The sequence below is a fragment of the Synergistaceae bacterium genome (assembly GCA_017450125.1).
Taxonomy (GTDB): domain Bacteria; phylum Synergistota; class Synergistia; order Synergistales; family Aminobacteriaceae; genus JAFUXM01.
The window spans coordinates 28220-48312 of sequence record JAFSWZ010000038.1 but is presented as its reverse complement, the minus strand read 5'-3'; the positions used below and the strand labels follow the sequence as shown (position 1 = coordinate 48312).

18 protein-coding genes are annotated in these 20093 nt (G+C 55.3%); 15 read left to right on the top strand and 3 right to left on the bottom strand.

All coding sequences use genetic code 11. The features are described from left to right. Positions 1 to 6 precede the first annotated feature (6 nt). Positions 7 to 864 (bottom strand): DMT family transporter, encoded by an 858-nt coding sequence (locus IJT02_08800; protein MBQ7545023.1) that lies wholly within the window; start codon positions 862 to 864, stop codon positions 7 to 9. Continuing rightward, complete coding sequence (locus tag IJT02_08795) at positions 864 to 2021, bottom strand: DUF1015 domain-containing protein (protein ID MBQ7545022.1); 1158 nt, start codon at positions 2019 to 2021, stop codon at positions 864 to 866. Before IJT02_08795 ends, IJT02_08800 begins: the two co-directional genes overlap by 1 nt. A gap of 152 nt (positions 2022 to 2173) precedes the next feature. On the opposite strand from IJT02_08795, the gene IJT02_08790 reads away from it, so the two are divergent. From IJT02_08790 to IJT02_08765, 6 genes are all read left to right on the top strand, one after another. After that, on the top strand, positions 2174 to 2995 hold the full coding sequence (locus tag IJT02_08790) for a helix-hairpin-helix domain-containing protein (GenBank protein MBQ7545021.1): 822 nt from the start codon (positions 2174 to 2176) through the stop codon (positions 2993 to 2995). After that, on the top strand, positions 2995 to 4368 hold the full coding sequence (locus IJT02_08785; GenBank protein MBQ7545020.1) for a ComEC/Rec2 family competence protein: 1374 nt from the start codon (positions 2995 to 2997) through the stop codon (positions 4366 to 4368). Before IJT02_08790 ends, IJT02_08785 begins: the two co-directional genes overlap by 1 nt. A 106-nt stretch (positions 4369 to 4474) precedes the next feature. Next, positions 4475 to 5260: a MurR/RpiR family transcriptional regulator gene (locus IJT02_08780; GenBank protein MBQ7545019.1), complete on the top strand. Its 786-nt coding sequence runs from the start codon at positions 4475 to 4477 to the stop codon at positions 5258 to 5260. 185 nt (positions 5261 to 5445) lie between these two features. Beyond that, positions 5446 to 6372 carry a hydroxyacid dehydrogenase gene (locus IJT02_08775; protein ID MBQ7545018.1) on the top strand — a complete coding sequence of 309 codons (927 nt, stop codon included), beginning with the start codon at positions 5446 to 5448 and terminating at the stop codon, positions 6370 to 6372. A 21-nt stretch (positions 6373 to 6393) separates the two neighbouring features. Further along, complete coding sequence (locus IJT02_08770) at positions 6394 to 7386, top strand: 4-hydroxy-2-oxovalerate aldolase (GenBank protein ID MBQ7545017.1); 993 nt, start codon at positions 6394 to 6396, stop codon at positions 7384 to 7386. Positions 7387 to 7405: 19 nt separating this feature from the next. After that, positions 7406 to 8749 carry a hypothetical protein gene (locus IJT02_08765; protein MBQ7545016.1) on the top strand — a complete coding sequence of 448 codons (1344 nt, stop codon included), beginning with the start codon at positions 7406 to 7408 and terminating at the stop codon, positions 8747 to 8749. Positions 8750 to 8805: 56 nt separating this feature from the next. Here IJT02_08765 and IJT02_08760 read toward each other — a convergent pair whose 3' ends face one another. Beyond that, entirely contained in the window at positions 8806 to 10317 is a 1512-nt protein-coding gene (locus IJT02_08760; GenBank protein MBQ7545015.1) for an IMP dehydrogenase, read from the bottom strand. A 146-nt stretch (positions 10318 to 10463) separates the two neighbouring features. Between IJT02_08760 and IJT02_08755 the strand changes: the two genes are divergently transcribed. From IJT02_08755 to mrdA, 9 genes are all read left to right on the top strand, one after another. Then, positions 10464 to 10916: a nucleoside deaminase gene (locus IJT02_08755; GenBank protein ID MBQ7545014.1), complete on the top strand. Its 453-nt coding sequence runs from the start codon at positions 10464 to 10466 to the stop codon at positions 10914 to 10916. Then, a complete protein-coding gene (locus IJT02_08750; GenBank protein MBQ7545013.1) occupies positions 10898 to 12586 on the top strand; it encodes a DHH family phosphoesterase in 1689 nt (562 codons plus the stop codon). The genes IJT02_08755 and IJT02_08750 overlap by 19 nt, the downstream gene beginning before the upstream one ends. A 107-nt stretch (positions 12587 to 12693) precedes the next feature. Continuing rightward, entirely contained in the window at positions 12694 to 14919 is a 2226-nt protein-coding gene (locus IJT02_08745) for a bifunctional (p)ppGpp synthetase/guanosine-3',5'-bis(diphosphate) 3'-pyrophosphohydrolase (protein ID MBQ7545012.1), read from the top strand. Positions 14920 to 14923: 4 nt separating this feature from the next. Continuing rightward, a complete protein-coding gene (dtd, locus tag IJT02_08740) occupies positions 14924 to 15373 on the top strand; it encodes a D-tyrosyl-tRNA(Tyr) deacylase (protein ID MBQ7545011.1) in 450 nt (149 codons plus the stop codon). Between the two features lie 9 nt (positions 15374 to 15382). Then, positions 15383 to 16018 carry an MBL fold metallo-hydrolase gene (locus tag IJT02_08735; GenBank protein MBQ7545010.1) on the top strand — a complete coding sequence of 212 codons (636 nt, stop codon included), beginning with the start codon at positions 15383 to 15385 and terminating at the stop codon, positions 16016 to 16018. A gap of 15 nt (positions 16019 to 16033) precedes the next feature. Beyond that, on the top strand, positions 16034 to 17089 hold the full coding sequence (locus IJT02_08730) for a rod shape-determining protein (GenBank protein ID MBQ7545009.1): 1056 nt from the start codon (positions 16034 to 16036) through the stop codon (positions 17087 to 17089). Beyond that, a complete protein-coding gene (locus IJT02_08725; protein MBQ7545008.1) occupies positions 17089 to 17856 on the top strand; it encodes a rod shape-determining protein MreC in 768 nt (255 codons plus the stop codon). The genes IJT02_08730 and IJT02_08725 overlap by 1 nt, the downstream gene beginning before the upstream one ends. A 3-nt stretch (positions 17857 to 17859) precedes the next feature. Further along, on the top strand, positions 17860 to 18327 hold the full coding sequence (locus IJT02_08720) for a hypothetical protein (GenBank protein ID MBQ7545007.1): 468 nt from the start codon (positions 17860 to 17862) through the stop codon (positions 18325 to 18327). 21 nt (positions 18328 to 18348) lie between these two features. Further along, positions 18349 to 20061, top strand: coding sequence for a penicillin-binding protein 2 (mrdA, locus tag IJT02_08715; protein ID MBQ7545006.1), 1713 nt, complete (start codon positions 18349 to 18351; stop codon positions 20059 to 20061). Positions 20062 to 20093 lie beyond the last annotated feature (32 nt).

The window sequence follows — 20093 nt, the reverse complement described above, 5'->3', positions numbered from 1 at the left end:
TACCGTTCAGCTCCTTTTGCGGAAGTAGGGTTCAAGTTCTGAGATCAGCACCGACACAAAGATTAACGCACAGCCGACACCAGCGCGGAAGGTCAGGCTCTCTCCGAGAAAGATTATCCCTCCCGCTAGGCCGAAGACTGACTCGAGGCTCATGATGATTGTTGCGTGTGAAGGTTCGGCGTATTTCTGGGCGACTATCTGCATCGAGTAACACCCGAACGTCGCGAAGATTATCGTGAACAGAAGCTCGGGCAGACTTCCAGCGTCCAGAAGCACGGGGCGTGTCTCGAACATCAGCGACGCAACGAGTGCGAACACCGAGAAGCTCACGAACTCCGCAAAGCTCAGCGCGATGGGGTCGCTCCCCTGAGTGCTCCGGCTTATCACGATAACCTGAACCGCGAACGTCAGCGCACAAATCACCGTTAAAGCGTCTCCGAGTGCCGAAGCCTCCGAGACATCTTCGCCCGTGAGGAAGTACATTCCCGCAACGCACAACGCCGCCGCAAAAAGTTTCACCCAGCCCGGAAAATCCTTCTGCAGTGCCCAGAGCATCAGCGGCACCATCAGCACATACGTCGCAGAGATGAACGCGCTCCGTCCTCCGCCGATGTAGTTCAGCCCTACGGTCTGCGTCGTTATCGCAACAAACAGCAGGAAGCCTAGTATTACTCCGTCCTTGAAGACATGGCGGAAGGATTTATTGATGCGATTGTGAAAGAACAGATAGAGCATCACCGAGCTTGTTGAAAACCTCAGGAACAGAAGCCAGCACGCAGGGTAAACCCCCACGAGTATCTTCATGGTTACGAAGCTCGTGCCCCAGAAGAACGCGCAGTACAGAAGGCCGAGATCCGCGAGCATTAACGTATCTTCCTTGCCTCGAGGTAGTAGCGTTTCTCTTGGGCATGACCCATCGAGAAAGTTTTTCGCGGCAGGACTCCTGACTCTGCAATGACCCTGAAGAAGTCGCGTTTTGCCGCCTCGTCGAACGGAGGAAGCTCAAAGCCTATGCATCCTTCATGAGACGACAGCTGAATCAGTGTGTCCGTCCCGTGAATGTAATCAATGCTGCAGCGTTTCGCGTCAAGGTACTGCTGAAGCACGATTAAGGCTGATGCTCCGCGTGCTTTGTCGAGGTGCAGAGTGCCGGACTTTCCGCGCGCGTAATACTTTATCGGCCAGGAAGCCCCGAACATCGGAGCGCAGATGTCAGCCTTCATCGATGCGAGCACAGTATCAGGGTCAACGCCTTTGACGATGCGGTGAATCGGCTCGAACTTCAGCGAGTCGTCGTGAATGTTCTCGAGCTCGACCATCGCGTAACGTGCGAGGGGGTTGGTGCTGCGCTGTTCCTCGTAACATGCTTTCGCCGCCGCTAGAGAGTGATTTCCGTCCCCGACAGCGAACACCAACGGAAGGTCTCTGCTCTTGCGCCGGATGTAGCTGGCAAGCCGTGTGTTGAAGGCTCTTGCGTGGTCTCCTTCGACCAGCCAGCCCTGAATGTTCCCGCCTCCCAGCATAAGCTCGAAGCTGTAGAGCTTCCTCATGCTATGCTTTGAGTGCTTCAGGGGCTCGATGAGTTCGCGGCGTTCGTCGTCGCACAGAAGGATAACGTGCGAGAGTTCGAGCGCGGCGTTCTGTCGGATGGCTTTGCGGGCGGGGATTCGTTCGCTGACGGTCTGCTCGGTCGCGCGGATGCGGGGCGTTGTGCCTGGAAGGTAGTCGTACTCTTCGAGGTCAATCACTCCCACTATGCCGGGACGTATCGAGCCGTCGAGGAGAGTGCGTTCAACGTAAATGTACGCGTCTCTGTACTCGGTGAAGAAGCCGTGTTCGAGGTAGTCTGCCATCATGGAATTTATGTGCGCGCAGGTCTCTGGTGTCGAGGAGCTCAGGAGTGCTTCCGGCAGAATGAGATTGTACGCGGAAGGCGAAATGCCCGCTATGTCTCTGACCTTGTCCCAGTATTCGGGCTGTGATGTGAACTGGTCGCAGGCAACAACTGCCCACGAAGACAAGTCCTCAGAGTTGGGCAGGAGGAAGTCGGCTGCTCTGAATATAATCTGTCAGTCCTTTCGTGTTAAGGATGAAGATAATTTTATTCGCGGGTCAAATGCGCGTCAATGCGTTATATAATCAGCATAAATTTTCACATCAGGAGAAATTGCCCATGCAGTCCCGCAAACTCGTAATCACCGTCTCAGGAGTGATACTCTTTCTCTTGGCCGGAACGTTCACGATGCTCTTCCGTCCCTCGCCGCAATCTACGCCCGCCGACAACCCTGCGCCTGTCCCCGAAGCTACTGCGCCTGCCGCCACCCCGAGTGAACCAGAGAAGCCTTCTGCGCCGGAAATCTGGTTCGTCTATGTTACTGGTGCGGTGAAGAAGCCAGGAGTGTACAAGCTGCTTGAGGGCTCGCGAATCTACGAGGCAATCAACGCCGCCGGAGGTTTCACGCCGAAAGCCGACCAGGCATCACTGAACCTCGCTGATTTCTTGTCGCCGAACCTGCACATCGACATTCCCGAGAAGGGACAGGCATCGCCGAACGCACCAGTACCCGGAACATCCCCGCAGTCAGGCGGTCTCGTCGACATCAACCGTGCTGACGTTCACGAACTTCAGCGCATCAGCGGCGTTGGCCCGGCAATCGCTCAGAGGATCATCGACTACCGCAAGAAGCACGGCAGCTTCACGAGCCCTGAAGACCTCCTCAACGTCAAGGGCATCGGTTCATCACGGCTCGAGCAGATGAGGGGGCAGCTGACATTCACACGCTCGTCATCCGGCGGGAGTTCGCTCGTCGACATCAACCGCGCTAACCTTCAGGAACTGCAGCGCATCAACGGAGTGGGCAAAGCTACGGCACAAAGAATCATCGACTACCGGCAGAAGCACGGCTCATTCTCGAAGCCCGAAGACCTCCTGAACGTCAAGGGTATCGGTGCGGCCAAGCTAAAGCAGATTCGCACGCAGATAGTGATTCGCTGATGGAAGTTCTGAGACGTTCGCCTATGCTCGCAGTTCTCGCGGGACTGACTGCCGGGCTGGCACTCTATGACCGCGCGGGAATGTGGGCGTTCGCCGTGATGGTGCCTGCGCTGTACGTCGCGGTGATGTTCTCGTCCTACGAGCACGAACTTCCCGGACAATGGCCGCTGTTCTTTGCGGGACTGGCTATCTGCGCGTTGTGCTCGCTTAGGTGCTGCTGGGTTCTCTCGCGTCCTCCCGCAGACAACGTAACTCTTACGGAAGCGGCGGGGACGGTTACGGCTGTGCGCACTTGGGGAAGGCAGTACGTCCTGACTGTCGACGTTGACGGAGGAGGCCGGTACGCAGTGCGTCTTCCGTTCGCCGAATACATGCAGGGAACGCGCATAAAGTTCGACGGAGTTACGCGGAGCTTCAGGAAGAACGGAAACTTTGACGAAGGCAGGTACTGGCAGGCAAGGGGAATAACTTCGTGGCTCAGCCTCTACAACGTCGAAGAACTTGGGGAAAAGTTCAGCCTTGCTCTGTTCCGTTACAGGCTCTCGAAGAAACTCACGATGTACCTTCCCGACGCGACAGCCTCATACTTGAAGGCAATGTGGTTAGGTGAGCGCGATGACCTCCTCAACCGAATGCACCGACGCTGGGGAACTGTTCACCTTCTGGCTGTGTCGGGCTTCCATGTCGGAATAATTGTGCTGTGCGCGTCGTTCTTCTTCGGGGAAAGTTCGGTGATGCTGTCGGTGATTATGTGGCTGTACATTCTCCTGACTGGTGCGGCTCCGAGTGCGTTGCGGGCGGGCTTGATGTTTCAGGCAGGGTTAATCGCGCGTGGTCTTGGCCGACCGGTGAACGGCGTGAACTCAGTCAGCCTCGCAGGAGTAATGATTCTGATGTGGTCTCCGCTGATGTTCTGGGACATAGGATTCAGGCTGTCGATGCTCTGCGCACTCACGATAACGACAATCCCCCGCAAATTCTGGCTCGCGCTGAGTTCTCTGATGTTCCTCGTGAGCTTTCCGCAGGTCAGCAGTACCTTCGGCGAAGTTGTTATTGTTGGAATAGTGCTGAATGTCATTGCGCCGATATACTTCACGTTTGCTCTCACTATTGCTTCTGCGTTGGGAGCTCTGCGGCTTCTGGGCGTGCGTTATGCTGTGCTCGCGGCGGAAGGCGGCTTCCTGCTCTGGGAGAAAGCGGCTGACTGCGTCGCGGAAGCTGTCCCTTACTCGATGGGCTGGAATTACTTTACCGCGTGGATCGGCACGGGAACTCTCGTGTGGTGCTTGTGCAACTATTTCCGGCTTGCTCCGCTGAGGGTGATTGCTGTTACGGCGGGGATGAGCTTTGCGGCGTTCATGATGTTCCTGTAGAATCGTAGACGCTCAAATCTTCATTAGGAGGCAACCCAAAATTACCATAACAGGAACATTAACGGACAGGCTTCGGCACACGAAATTCACGAAACTTCAGCAGAAGATGGCGGATTACTTCCTGAACAATCAGGAGAAATTAGCCGGAATGTCCTCGCAGGACGTTGCGCGTGAAATCGGCGTTAGTGATGCATCAGTGATTCGCTTCTGCAGGATTATCGGCTACGAGGGCTTCAAGGATCTCAAAGCTCACGTCTATAACATGCTTGTAGAAAACTCGTTTGCGGGACTTTCGCTCGGAGAGAGAATGACGCAGAGCAGCCAGAAATTTCAGCGCATTGACCCTATGATACAGTTTCAGGCATTCATCCAGCAGAACATGTTATCAGCTTTCACCAACAGCCCGGAGGACATTCACAAGGTAGTTGAAGCTCTGACATCCGCAAAGCACAAGTACATTATCGGCCTCAGAGGATGCAGGGGGCTTGCGCTGACTTTCAGCAGAACATTGACCTTCATGCTCCCGAACGTGTTTTACCTTGACGACAGCGAAGGTATGTCCCTCAGCAGGATGCAGGACGTTGATGCGGGCGACGCGGTGATAATGTTCGTGTTCTCGCGCTACTACAAGACCGACGCAAAATATCTCGAGACCGCCAAGAAGAACGGCGCAAGGGTCTGCCTCATCACTAACGAGTTTCCTGAACCGTTGAAGCAGTACACAGATACGGTGCTTTACGTCTCAACCGCAGGAATGAGCTTCTTTCACTCAGTCTTAGGTGCGGCGGCACTCTCTGAATACATCCTCATACTTACCGGCCAGGAAGTTGACTACAAATCACGCCTCGACGAGCGAGACGAACTCACAGCCTACCAGCGAATAGACGCATAACCCTTTTTCCGATACAGAGTCCCTCGAACGCAGGGACTTTTTTTGTGCACACACGCTCATGAAAATTTGTAGCAAAAATTTCGTTTAAAGTATTGCGCAAAATATTAACTACATGTATAATTCTAAACATGAAGTAAACGTTACAACATTTCCCGCACACAATCTAATACATGGAGGAAGCATCAATGTCAGTATTCTTAAGCGAGTACATACATCCTGACGCTTTGGAGCTCCTCAGGAAGAATTGTTCTGTCGTTGACAATTTCGACAGAGCAGATGAAGTAGAAGCTATCATCCTGAGAGTTTTTGAAGTGAACGCTACGGTAATGGACACCTGCAAGAACCTTAAGGTAATCGGCAAGCACGGAGTCGGCTGCAACACCATCGACCTCGATGAGGCCAAGAAACGCGGCATCACCGTCCTCAACACTCCCAGCGCAAACAGCAACTCCGTCGCAGAACTCATCGTCGGGCTGATGCTGGACATCTCGCGCAACATCACTCTTGCGCACAACAAGACGCAGGGCGGAGCGTTCAAGAAGATTGCTCCCGCCGAGATGACAGGTATGGAGCTTACTGGAAAGACGCTCGGCCTCGTAGGAACAGGCAACATTGCCCGCAGAGCAGCAGAAATTCTCCGCAATGGATTCGGCGTTAAGGTAATCGGCTATGACCCGTATGTTTCGCGTGAAGTCATGGCAAAGTTCGGCTACGAGAAATACGAGACAGTTCAGGAGCTCATCGCAAATTCTGACATCGTGAACGTCAGCGTTCCACTCACCGACTCGACAAGGAATCTCATCGCAGGAGACACCTTCGACTGTTTCAGGAAGGGTGCAATCCTCGTTAATGCCGCAAGAGGCGGGATCGTCAACGAGGAAGACCTGTATCACGCACTCAAGGCCGGAAAGCTCAGAGCCGCCGCGTGTGATGCCTTCGTCGCAGAACCCCCTACCCGCCAGAACACTAACTTATTCGAGCTTGATAACTTCGTGGGGACTCCGCACATCGGCGCGTGTGCAGAAGAGGCACTTTACCGCATGGGAATGGAAGTTGTAGAGGAAGTCATCAAGGTTCTGGGCGGAGGAGAACCCGCTCACAGAGTCGCGTAAATCACAGAGGAGGGTAAAACAATGAAGTTACTTGACTGCACGCTTAGGGACGGCGGAAACGTCGTTGGACGCGGTTTCAACGCAGAGATGACCGCAATGATAATCAGAGGGCTTATCCGCAGTAATGTCCGCGTCATCGAGATGGGCAACTGCACGGGCATCGGCTCATACGAGGCGAACAGCTCAATAGCTCCCTGTACCGACAAAGAATATCTTGAAGTCATACAGCCCTTCCTGCCTCAGGCGGAAATAGGTATGTTCATGGGTTGGAAGAATGGCACAGCTGAGAACGTCAGCCTCGCGAAGAGTTACGGCCTTAAGTTCCTGCGCGTCGGGGCAAACGCAGGCGACGGCAAAAATGCTTGTGATGCCATCAAGCGCGTAAAGGATGCCGGAATGATCTGCAGGTTCTCGATGATGAAGGCTTATGTGTCGACTCCCGACGAACTCGCAGAAGAAGCCGCAATGCTCGAAAGTTGCGGGCTCGATGAAGTTACGGTTATGGACTCCGCCGGTACGATGATGCCGCAGGATGCCGGTGCTTACGTCAAGGCTCTCAAAGCCAGCGTGAAGATTCCCGTAGCGTTTCACGGCCATAACAATCTGGGGCTGTCCGTAGCTAATGCCCTCGCGGCTCATGAGGCAGGTGCTGACGTGTTCGACTGCGGGCTTCTCGGAATGGCAAGAAGTGCCGGAAACTGCGCGACTGAACTTGCGGCGGCGGCTTTCCAGAGGCTCGGGCTTCTTCAGGACGTTGACCTCATGGCAATGCTCGACTTCGAGGACAAGGAATTAATCCCAGCTATGGAAGCGTACAGCTATCACGTTGCAGTAAAACCCTTCGACCTGATTCTTGGCCTCGCAGGTGCGCACTCCAGCTTCACAAAGATGTTCAAGGAAGTTGCGGAGACTAAGGGCGTGTCGCTGTACAAGTTAATCCTTGAGGTGTCGAAAGAGGACCGCAAGAACCCTTCACGTGAACTCGTCGAGAAGGTTGCGGACTCGCTGAAGTAATTAAGAGGAGGCGGAAACTATGACTAATGTAGCGTTCGGACAGGTGTTTACGGTTGCGGTCAATGACCTTGCTCTGCTGATGGTGTTCCTTCTTCTGGGAGTCTTCCTGCTGAGAATCTGCAAGCCCCTCAAGAATCTCTTCCTCCCTGCAGGATTAATCGGCGGTGCGGTTGCGCTGATACTCGGTCCGCAGGTTTTGGGCTGGATTGACATCCCCAAAACTTGGGCGGGAATGGCGACACCCATGATTAACGTCGTTCTGACTACGGCAATCTTCGGCTCGATGATTAACAAGGAGACGCTCAAGAAGTATGCGGGTGCTGTTAATCTAATCTTCCTCACGTACTTTTCACAGATGATAATAGGTACGCTCGCAGGTATATTCCTCTCCAAGCACTGGCCCGATATGCCTTACGCTTGGGGAATGATGGCGATATATACCTACTGGGGCGGACACGGCGCGGCTACGACTGCCGGAACAATCTTTGAGGAGATGGGCAACTCCGGAATGTTAGGGCTCGGCATCATCATGGCAACTCTCGGCCTCATCGTTGCAATGCTCGCCGGAATGGTCTGGGTGAACATCGGCGCAAGGTTAGGCTGGTCGTCGTACACTAAGGAGAAGGCAAGCACGGGAGATGCGCCGGTACTGCTGCCTGAGAGCGAAAGAAGGTCTCTCGGTGTCGGGACTGTGTCATCTGATGTCGTGAACGGCCTCGCCCTTCAGTTAGCGATTGTCCTGCTGTGCATGTTCATCGGCGAAAAACTCTTCAAGTCATTAGCTCTTGTGCCTATCCCTGCATTCGCCTCCGTAATGAAGACAATTCCCGCCCTGCTCTACGGCATAGTCGGCGCGTTCATAGTCTGGTACATCATGAGGAAGACTCACACAGACACTTATGCTGACCTTGAGGGCATCAAGAACATCGGCGGCGTTGCTCTGGAAATCTGCGTGTGCTCGGCAACCGCTACCCTGAACCTCAAACTGTTTGCGTCATTCTTTGTGCCGATACTGCTTCACATGGTTGTGATTATCCTTCTGATGTCGTTTGTGTGCATGTTCCTCGTTAGACGCTGGCTAAAACGTGAATGGTTCGAACTCGGCCTGATGGCTTTCGGTCAGGGGCACGGCTCAACCCCCAGCGGCCTGGCACTCGCGAGATGCGTTGACCCTTCGTCAAAGTCCGACAGCTGGAAGGCGTTCGGGTTCGCGATCGGAGTAACTACACCTTTCACGTCAACCTTCGCGGCTATCCTTCCTCCTCTGGCTATGCAGTCCCAGTGGTACATTGTGGGGCTCGGCGGTGCTGTAACTCTGGCGTGTCTGCTCTTCGGCGAGCTTGTCATCCGCAGACAGAACTAACCTACGCTAAAATTATTCCCCCTGCATTTCTCGTACAGGGGGAATTTTTCTCATTCTTACTTGCTCCGTCTTACTGCTTCCTTCATGATTACGTCGTGCGCTCCGCCCTCCATAAGTGTTACGGGTGATACGAGTGTCAGTTTCGCCTTCTCCCTCATCTCCGCGAGCGTCAGTGCTCCGCAGTTGCAGAACGTTGAACGTATCTTGCTCAGCGTCTCGCTCACGTTGTCCCGCAGGCTTCCCGCATAAGGTACGTAGCTGTCTACTCCCTCTTCAAACGACAGCTTCGCCTGCGACGAATCCCCTGAGTCGTAACGCTGCCAGTTCCTTGCTCTCGAGCTTCCTTCTCCCCAGTACTCCTTCACGTAGTTGCCGTTCACCATCACGCGATTTGTCGGACTCTCGTCGAACCGCGCAAAGTACCTTCCCAGCATGCAGAAGTCCGCGCCCATCGCCAGCGCAAGAGTTATGTGGTAGTCCATCACTATCCCGCCGTCCGAACATATCGGCACGTAGATTCCCGTCTCAGCAAAATACTCGTCCCTTGCCCTCGCAACCTCTATCACTGACGTAGCCTGCCCGCGCCCGATACCTTTCGCCTCGCGCGTGATGCAGATTGACCCGCCGCCTATACCTATCTTCACGAAGTCCGCTCCCGCTTCGGCCAAGAACCTGAAACCGTCAGCGTCAACTACATTCCCTCCGCCTACCTTCACGCTGTCGCCGTAATTCTCGCGTATCCACCTGAGCGTCCTCCTCTGCCACTCGGTGAAGCCCTCAGAAGAATCTATGCACAGCACATCAGCTCCCGCATTCACGAGCGCAGGAACTCTCTCCGCATAGTCGCGCGTGTTGATGCCTGCTCCCGTCATGTAACGCTTCTGGTCGTCGAGGAGCTCTAACGGGTTCTCCTTGTGCATGTCGTAATCCTTCCTGAACACGAACGCTACCATGTTGCCATCTGCGTCGACAACAGGAAGCGCGTTGAGCTTGTTCGCCCACAGAATGTCGTTCGCCTCGCTGAGGTTCAGCCCGTCGTGCGCAAAGATCAGCTTGTCCGTCGGAGTCATGAAGTCCCTCACCTTCGTGTCGAGGGGAGTGCGGCTCACCCTGTAGTCCCGGCTCGTGATGATGCCCAAGAGCTTGCCGGTCGTTGAGCCGTCGTGCGTTACTGCTACGGTTGTGTGTCCTGTCTGTTCCTTGAGGGCAAGAACGTCCGCCAAAGTCTGCTCCGGGCTGATGGCTGAGTCATTGGCGACAAAACCGGCCTTGTAGCGTTTCACACGGGCGACCATCTCGGCCTGCTTCTCGACGGGCTGCGAACAGTAGATGAAAGCTATTCCGCCTTCACGCGCCAGAGCAATTGCCATCGTGTCGTCGGAGACTGACTGCATGCATGCACTGATTAACGGTATGTTGATTGAGAGCGGCGATTCTTCTCCCTTCCTGAACTTGCATAAGGGAGTCCTTAGTGAGACGTTTGACGGCACGCATTCAGCTGATGAGTACGTCGGAATAAGCAGGTACTCGGAGAATGTGTGAGACGGTTCGCTGTAATAATATGCCATAGCAGAAGATTTCTCCCTTCGAAAAATTTGCCCCGTATGATACCACACTAAGCCAGTCTGTCCGGCGTGTATAATATCCCTCAAACTCAAACCATTAACAACTGGGAGATGATTAGCAGTTCATGACATCTGAAGACTATTGCTACATGCGGACTGCACTCGACGAGGCACAGAATGCACTGTCGCGCGGAGATGTTCCCGTCGGGGCACTGCTGGTGAAGGACGGTGCTGTACTTGCCTCAGGGAGCGACACGAAGGCTGACGACCCGACAGGGCACGCCGAGATCATCGCGATACGTTCGGCCTGCCGGAAGCTCGGGCACTGGAACTTGTCCGGCTGTACGCTGTACGTTACCCTTGAGCCCTGCCCGATGTGTGCCGGTGCGTGCGTCAACGCCCGTGTCTCGCGGGTAGTCTACGGCGCGAAAAACTACAGGAGCGGAGCAGGAGGGACACTCTACAACATTCTTCATGACTCGCGCCTTAACCACACGTGCGAAGTCAGAGCCGGCATAATGGAGACCGAGTGCCTGGAGATTCTGCAGGGTTACTTCTTGCGCAGAAGGGAGGCGGGGAAGAGATGCTCCCTACATGCTTAATCTCTGACCTCAAGATTTACCAGCCCGGCGACTACACGCGGCAGCTAGCCAGCGAACTATCATGCCCGGAACTCGCCGCAGGAGTCCTCGAGATGCTCAAGGGCACGGAGGACATTGACGTACTGCGAGAGTGGATTCACCCGGACTTCGTGAAGCAGATGGAGACACTCGACTTGGGGACAGCAAGCGCAGAAGCCAGAAAACTTTGGGAGTCCAAAAGCTCATTCGGGAACGTCTTGGTTTACGGGGATTACGACACTGACGGCATAAGCTCTACTGTTCTGGCGATGGAGATTTTCCGCAACAAGGCCGCGCAGGTACGGTACTTCATTCCGCGAAGGGACGTTCACGGCTACGGTCTCAATGCCGGAGTGCTCGACAAAATCGCAGGCACTGGCTGCAGCACCCTCATAGTGGTAGACTGCGGGACTAATGACTCCGAGATGCTCGAGAAGCTCAGGAAGGCCGGAATCAACATCTTTGTGTTCGACCATCACTCGGTCTCTGCACCGATAACGATACCGACGATCGTCAATCCCAGCATTAACATGGACGCGGGCGACCACCAAAAGATTTGCGCGACGGCCGTTCTGTGGTGCTGGGCGTGGAAGGAGAACATCGTCTCGAAGCAGTTCCTTCAGTACGAAGTAGACCTCGCCGCCCTCGCAACAATCGCTGACTGTATGCCCCTGCACAACCTCAACCGCTCCATCGTACGCTACGGGATGAACCTCATGCGCAGCAACCCGCGACGAGGCCTCGCCGCATTGTTCGACTGCCTCAGCATCAACAAAGCACAGCTCACGGAAGAGCACCTCTCGATGAGAGTAATCCCCTGCCTCAACGCTCCCGGACGGATCGCCACCGCAGACACAGGAGTCCGCGCGCTTCTAGGTGCAGGAAGCAGCGATGCCGTCTACGCCTGCGTGAACGACCTCACGCGAATCAACCGCAAACGGCAGAGCCTCACCGAGAATATTGCCCACGAGATAGACAACGGGATTCTGACCGGCAGGGTGAAACACAACGTCCTCTACAACGAGTCGTGGCCTATCGGAGTACTAAGCGGCGTTGCCAGCAGAATCTGCGCGCAGTACAACAGGCCGATTGTGCTTGCTGCTCCTGTAGGCTCGAAGGTTATTCGCGGGACGCTGAGAGTGCCTGAGGGCGGGGATGCTGTGGGTATACTGCGGGAGATTGCGCCGAAGCTCGATGCTTGGGGCGGGCACAAGTATGCCGCAGGGTTCTCCGTGCTCATTGAGAACTGGCGCGAAGTCTGCAACGAGCTTGAACGTATGCTCACTGACATTGAGATAAAGCCGGAGGGAGTTACGCCGGTCATCAGCATTTCGCCGTCAGACATCTCTATCTCCGACTGGCGGGCTGTCTCGGCACTCGGCCCATTCGGCAACAGCAACCCTTCCCCTAAGTTCTACACTGACATCAACCCAAGCACAGAGATTAACCCGATGGGCAAAGAAGGCAAACACAGCTATATTCTCGTGCACAACAAGAGGCTTCTTGCCTTCAACACGAGCGCGCGTGATGTCGCGGAACTTATGGGGCGCGGGGTAAGGGGATGGATATACCACCCAAGACTTGACTACTGGAGGAATGAGGAACAGTTACAGTTTATCCTTGACTGTGCCGTTACGGAAGGAGGCGCGTAGTTGTGCCGGATAATATAGAGACAATTGACAGCGGCCAGGATACTTTCTCGTCCATCATCAACAGCGTTCCGTCGATAGTCGATGAACCGTCGAACTTCTTGCGCGACATGTATTCTCTGCGTGATGAATACTTCTCGCGTATCCCGGAACAATGCCAGCAGGAAGGCGTGCGTTCTGTCTGGCAGGAACTTTGGGCACGGGCAATGCTCTCGCTCACTCCCGAACAGATGCAGCAGCTCGGTGAAGCCTTCGTGTTCTCTGCGGTTGCGCACAAAGACCAGTTCAGGAAGTCGGGCGACCCGTACATCATCCACCCCGTGAACGCAGCCCTTATCCTTGCAGGTATGAGGCTCGACATGGCGACACTGGAAGCCGCACTGCTTCACGACACGTTAGAGGACACGGAAGTAAGCCACGATGAACTTCGGGAAAAATTCGGCTCTGATGTAGAAATGCTCGTCGACGGCGTAACGAAACTTGCACGCGAGCAGGTCAAGGAGTTCATGTCGCGCGATGACATTACGGGCGAGAACCTGCGCAAGATGTTTCTCGTTATGGCGCAGGATATACGAGTGGTGCTCATAAAGCTGGCTGACCGGCTTCACAACATGAGGACGCTCGACGTTATGAGGCCGGACAAGCAGCAGAGGATAGCCCTCGAGACGATGGAGATATACGCTCCTCTTGCCCACAAGCTGGGTATCTACCACCTGAAGCGCGAGCTGGAAGACTTGTCGTTCAAGTACCTTCAGCCCGACGTGTATAACGAGATCGTTCGTAGGGTAAAGCGGCGTCTTCCGAAGATGGAGGAAGTCATCGAGAAGGCTCAGACGATGCTTGAGGAACGTCTCATGAAGGAGAACATCCCCTGCCGCATAAAGGGACGCTCGAAGCACTACTACAGCATTTACGAGAAGATGCAGAGGAAGAAGCTCTCCTTCGAGGAGCTTTACGACATTCTTGCGGTCAGGGTGCTTGTTGCCGACGTAACTACCTGCTATTCCGTTCTTGGAATCGTTCACGCTCTGTGGGTTCCGATACCCGGACAGTTCGACGACTACATAGCCACGCCGAAGAGCAACATGTACCAGTCGCTTCACACAACAGTGATGGCGTTCGGAGTGCCGCTCGAGGTGCAGATACGAACCTACGAGATGAATCACTTTGCGGAGTACGGCATAGCGGCGCACTGGGTGTACAAGTCCGGCAGCAGCAAGAGAGCCATCAAGGGTCTGGACGCAAAATTGATGTGGGTACGACAGGCACTAGAGGCCGGGCAGGACGGAGACTCTCAGGAGTTTATGGACGTGCTGAAGAACGACATTCTCCTGACGAGCGAGCTCTACGTCTTCACGCCGGACGGAAAGCCGATGATTCTGCCCAACGGCTCGACGACGCTGGATTTCGCGTATGCAGTTCACACGGAGGTTGGGCATCACTGCGCCGGTGCGATGATTAACGGCCGGATTGTCCCGCTGAACACACAGCTTCACAGCGGAGACATGGTGAAGATTCTCACGTCGCCGAACGGTTCTCCGTCTCAGGACTGGCTCAAGATGGTGAGTTCGGCCAAGACGAAGGCGAAAATCAAGAGCTACTTCAGGCAGGCAGAGAAGGCAGACCGCGAGGAGAAGATAGAGCGGGGCTGGAAGCTCATAGAGCGCGAGCTCAAACGGCGGAATTTCCCTGATGTTACGCGCGAGGACTTCGGCAACATTGACGAGCAGCTTCTGTCTGTAGGAGCAGGGTCGCTCGGTCCGGGCGAAGCGGCACAGCAACTCTCTCTAACGTACCTTCAGCACCACACCGTCGCACAGCAGATAACTCCCGCAGAGCTCGAGAACCGCCCCGAAGTCAGACGGCGCGACGGCAAGAGTGATATTCTCGTCGAGGGCGAAAGCGGTGTCAGCGTAACTCTCGCGGGATGCTGCACGCCTGTTCCGGGCGACGACATCGTGGGCTACGCTTCGGAACGCAGGGGGATCACGATTCACCGCAAAGGCTGCCGCGTAATCAAGACCATCAAGCGCGACAGAAAAATCCGCGTCGAGTGGGCGGCACACAACGACGACGAAGGCAACCCTAACCGCAGGGGAGGCCTCTACACTGTGAGGCTGAAGGCGGAGGGCATTGCACGCGAAGACCTTGTAGCGGACGCAACTCACGCATTAAGCCTCGACGGGACGAGCGTTATCGGCATCAAGAGGAGAATGGTAGGCAACAGCCTGATGCGCATCAAGGCAGAACTCAGCGTGCGCAGCCTCGAGCACCTGTATTCCGCGATGGCAAGGCTCAATGAAGTCAGAGGCATTATCGAAGTCGTAAGGGGGTAAACTTATGAGGCTCGTAATTCAGAGGGTAAAGAGGAGCGCGGTTACCATTGAAGGCAATGACCGCCGCGAGATAGCTCAGGGAATGTGCGTGCTGATCGGCGTAACTCACGGAGACACCGAGAAGGACGCAGACTGGCTGGCCGACAAAATCATCAACCTCCGCATATTTTCGGACGAGAACGGCAAAATCAACCTGTCGCTTAAGGACATTAACGGCGAAGTTCTGCTGGTGTCGCAGTTCTCGCTGTATGCTTCGTGCAAGGGCAGAAGGCCGGGCTTCACTGATGCCGCGAAACCTGACGAGGCAGAGAGGCTCTACAATTATTTTGTGGAGAAGGTGCGGGGGCTTGGCCTCAAGAAAGTCTCAACTGGTGAGTTCGGTGCGGACATGGAAGTGGAAATTATCAATGACGGCCCGCTTACGTTTATAATAGATTCACCGCAGAAAGGATAAATTATTTTCATGAACTATAAGAGTTTCCCATTGGGAGCATTGTGGACGAACGGCTATCTGTTCTGGGACGACGAAACCAGAGAAGCATTCTTTGTCGACCCGGGCGGCGACACCCAAGAGGTCAGGGACTTCATCGCGGAACACGGCCTGAAGCTCACGATGGTTCTGCTGACGCACGGACACATAGACCACATCGCCGGCATCCACGAACTCACGGACTACGTCGGGGACAACGTCTATATTGGTGCGCGTGATGCGTTCAGCCTCGCTCACCCGTCAACACGCCTTCAGGCACTGCTCGGGGTGAAGTGCAAGGGCTTAGCGAACTTCAAGGAGGTCGAGGAAGGCAGAGTTATCGAGTTTCCCGGCTACACAATCAAGGTCATGGAGACACCCGGCCACACAGAAGGCAGCGTGTGCTACATGGTTACGGACAAAGAGGGGCATCACGTCCTGCTGTCGGGGGATACTCTCTTTGCGCAGAGCGTCGGGCGCACTGACCTCGAGGGCGGAGACGACCTGAAACTTGAGGCCTCGCTCCGACGGCTCGACACCCTGCCTGACGGCCTGCACGTCCTTCCCGGACACGGCCCGGACACCAGCATTGCGGCGGAACGCGAAATGAATCCGTACTGGCCGAGATAGGAGAAGCACCGCACAATGTTCAAGCTGTTATCAGGCATGTTAGGCATGGACGTAGGAATAGATCTCGGCTCGTCAAATATAGTAGTCTACGTCAAGGACAAAGGAATAGTCTTCAGCGAACCTTCTGCAGTCGCCGTTAAGAGAAGGCCGAGAGGCGAGGGGTTCGACGTTATAGCTGTGGGTTCGGACGCAAAAGCAATGTCGGGGAAAGTTCCGGCAGGGATTGACGCGATATGGCCTCTTGAAGGCGGAGTCATCGCGAACTTCGACATGACGCAGGAGCTCATACGCTACTGCATAAAGCGCGTAAGTTCCAGCAATACCTTCATGGTTCATCCGCGCGTAGTAATCTCGATACCAGCAGAAGTTACGGAGGTTGAACGCAAAGCTGTAATTGATGCGACGCTCGGAGCAGGAGCAAGTGAAGCATACGTCGTCGAAGAGCCGATAAGTGCGGCACTGGGGGTGGGACTTCCCATCGACAAGCCCAATGGCTGCATGGTTATCGACATAGGCGGCGGAACGAGCGAAGTCAGCGTGATTTCTCTCGGCGGAATCGTCGTAACAAGCTCTCTCCGAACTGCCGGCAAGATGATGGACAACACAATAATTGCGATGGTGCGTTCACGCTATGCCCTGCTTATCGGCGAGAGTACAGCTGAGGAGGTCAAGAACACGATAGGGAGTGCTCTTCCGCTTGCCTCAGAACTCGAGATGAACGTCAAGGGACGGGACTTGTCGGGCGGCCTTCCGAAGAGCGACACGATTTCGTCAGTCGAGGTTCGCGAGGCAATGGAGCCCATCTTCACGGGCATTGAAGACATGGTCAAGGTTGCGCTCGAGAAGATGCCACCCGAACTCGCCAAAGATGTCGTCGACAGAGGAATAATCCTCACGGGCGGCGTTGCGTTGATGCGGGGCTTCAGCGAGAGGCTATCCAGAGCCATAAACACCCCCGTAATCGTCGCAGAACAGCCCCTGAACTCCGTAGCGTTGGGTGTCGGCAAGATTCTCGACAATCTCGGGACGATGCGCCGCGTGCTCATGTCGGTTGAGCGCGGTTCACGCTGATGGACAACACTCGCAGCACCACACGTGAGCTTGTTCACGGGCTTACTGCCCTTATTCTCGGTGTGTTCCTTCTGGGCGTAAGTTCGGGGCTCGGAGTAATGAAGGACATCGTTGACCTGTGGGGAAGCATTCTCTTCATTCCCGAGTATCCTGCCGTAGTCCTGAGAGATATATATCTCGGCTGGAAGTCCCGTTCGTCCGACGTGGACAAGCTCAACGAGGAAGTCTCGCGCCTAAAGAACGAGAATGCCCGCCTGCGCCTTGACTTGGCCAAGTTCGCGGGGGAGAGCGTCTACACCTCTGCGGACAGCGAGGCACGTACTGCCCGTGTAACTCTGCGTTCGCCCATGTCCTGGTGGAGCGAGATCCGCATAGACAGAGGCGGACAGGACAAGATTACGCAGGGGCTGCCTGTCTTCAGCAGAGGTTATCTCGTCGGACGGATAAGCTCCGTTTCCGCAATGTCCTCGTGGGCTGAGTTAATCACTTCGCCGTCGTTCATGATTCCTGCGGTAATCGAGGAGACCCGCGAACTCGGAGTCGTTGCCGGAGACGGGACAGGTGCGGTGCTCTTGCGGTATATTCCTGCAGGAAGAGGAGTGAGAGCCGGAATGAAGGTCAGCACCGCGATGATTGGCGAACAGCTCCCGCCCGGGCTTCCCATAGGACAGATTGCCGGTGAGCTCATGGCCGGTGTTGACGGCTATACGACGTACAGAGTAGAACCCGGCGCAGACATGTCAGGCTTCTACACCGTGAGCTACTGAACGATGACGCTGGTTATCTTGTGGCTCGTTCAGGACCTGCTGACCGTCTTCACCGGCGGCGGAATGCAGCTTCCAGGACTGTTCATGCTCGGCATCGTCTACAAGCTCCTGACCGACGAAGGTAGCGAGGATTCCTTGTGGGCAATATGGGCGGCGTGGGCTGGCGGAATACTCTGGGACTTGCGGTGGGTCGGAATACCCGGCTTCTTCACGCTGGGCTATGTTATTGTGGTGGTGGTCGTGATTCAGGTCTGGGGGATGATTCCTCCGCAGGGTCGGGCGAGCGGGACGAGCTTTCTGGTCTTCGGGCTGTTCGAGGTCTCGCAGCTTGTGCCACCGATGCTTCCCGTCCTGATACTCGGATGGGCGGCGGGCTGGAATTTCTTTCTCATGCAGCAGATGTACTCACTGCCCGCAATACTCTTCAGCATGTATGTTTATCTGCGTCATGTCAGGAACAGCAAAGTCTAGATTACAGGAGATTTTCACGGCATGGAATTATTGGACAGCAGGCTAAACAACTTCAGGTATCTTATGTTTCTGATTCTGGCTATTCTCGTCGGCGGGCTGTACTTCTGTCAGATCAGGCAAGGCGACAAGTATATACGCCTCGCGCACAACAACAGGCTTCGTCTGATACGTTTCGCCGCACCAAGAGGCGAAATCTTCGACCGCAACGGCGTACCTCTGGCCGTCAACGACACTACCTTCAGCATAATGGGCTACCCCCTCGACCTCAATACCCCCGAGAAGCTCGAGCACCTCAGCAAGATTCTCATGAGGCACGGCATCCCGATGAGCGTCGCTGACCTCGAGAAGACCATCAAGCAACAGAGGTTAGCACCTTACCGCGTGATGAAGATCGTCCCCAACCTCACGATGACGCAGATGGCGGAACTCGTAGCGGACTATGACTTTCCGCGCGAACTCTTCCCGCTGAGCGTGTGGCGGAGGACTTACCCCGCAGGAAGCACGGCCGCGAACGTTTTGGGTTACGTCGGCGAAATCTCGGAGAGTGAGCTCAAGGCACGTTCGGACGAAGGCTACGTCGGAGGCGACCTCATCGGCAAGTCGGGGATTGAGCGGGCATACGAGGCAGAACTTCGCGGTTCGCCCGGCCAAGAGTCCCTGGAGGTTGACGCGAGGGGCAGAAGAATCCGCACTCTCGACGCTAACCCCGCCGTCAAGGGAGAGGACATTCACCTCACGCTTGACATGGGGGCGCAGAAGCTGGCCGTCGAACTCCTCAAGGACTGGAAGGGTGCGATTGTCGCAATGGATGTCAACACCGGTGAAGTCCTCGCGCTGGCCTCAAACCCCGTTTACGACAACAACCCCTTAGCGTGGGGAGTTTCCGGCCGCGAGTGGAACGCACTCATTAACGACCCTGCACGTCCCATGCTCAACAGAGCCATTGCGGGAGTGTACCCCCCTGCGTCGACGTTCAAGGCCTTCATGTCGATCGCCGCGCTCGAGGAAGGCACGATAACCCAGAGCACAATGATTGCCTGCAGGGGAGGCCTCAGAATGGGTACGCACCTGTTCAAGTGTTGGAAGCATTCTGGGCACGGAAGCCTGAACGTTATCGGCGGGCTTCAGCATTCGTGCGACGTGTTCTATTATCAGGTAGGACTGAGGACAGGGATTGAGCGGCTCATAAAGTGGGGGAAAAAGTTTCACTTGGGAGAGCCTACAGGAATTGACCTTCCGGGCGAGAGCGGCGGAAACATAGCCGGAGATGAATGGAAGATGCGCCGTTTCGGCAGGGCTTGGGGAAGCGGCGACACTGTGAACTACTCGATAGGGCAGGGCTATATGCTCATGACTCCTTTGCAGATTGCGAGAGTCTATGCTGCTGTTGCGAACGGCGGGAAGATGGTTACTCCTCACCTCAACGCAAAAGGCTACAAGACTCCCGAGAACATCGGCCTGAACCCCGCGAAGCTGGCTATTGTACAGAAGGGGCTTGAAGCTGTCGTGAGCAGGGGCACGGGCTCGCGTGCGGGGCGTTTCGGTGTTCACGTTGCGGGCAAGACAGGAACGGCGCAGAACTCTCACGGTGATGACCACGCACTTTTTGCGGGCTATGCTCCTGCGGAAGCTCCGAAGTATGTTGCGGTAGCTGTGGTTGAAGGCGGCAAGCACGGGAGCTCGGTAGCCGGTCCTATGGTCGGGGAATTGTTAGCGTATTTGCTGTCTCACTAGAAATTAACACTTGCAAAATTTCAGCATTCACA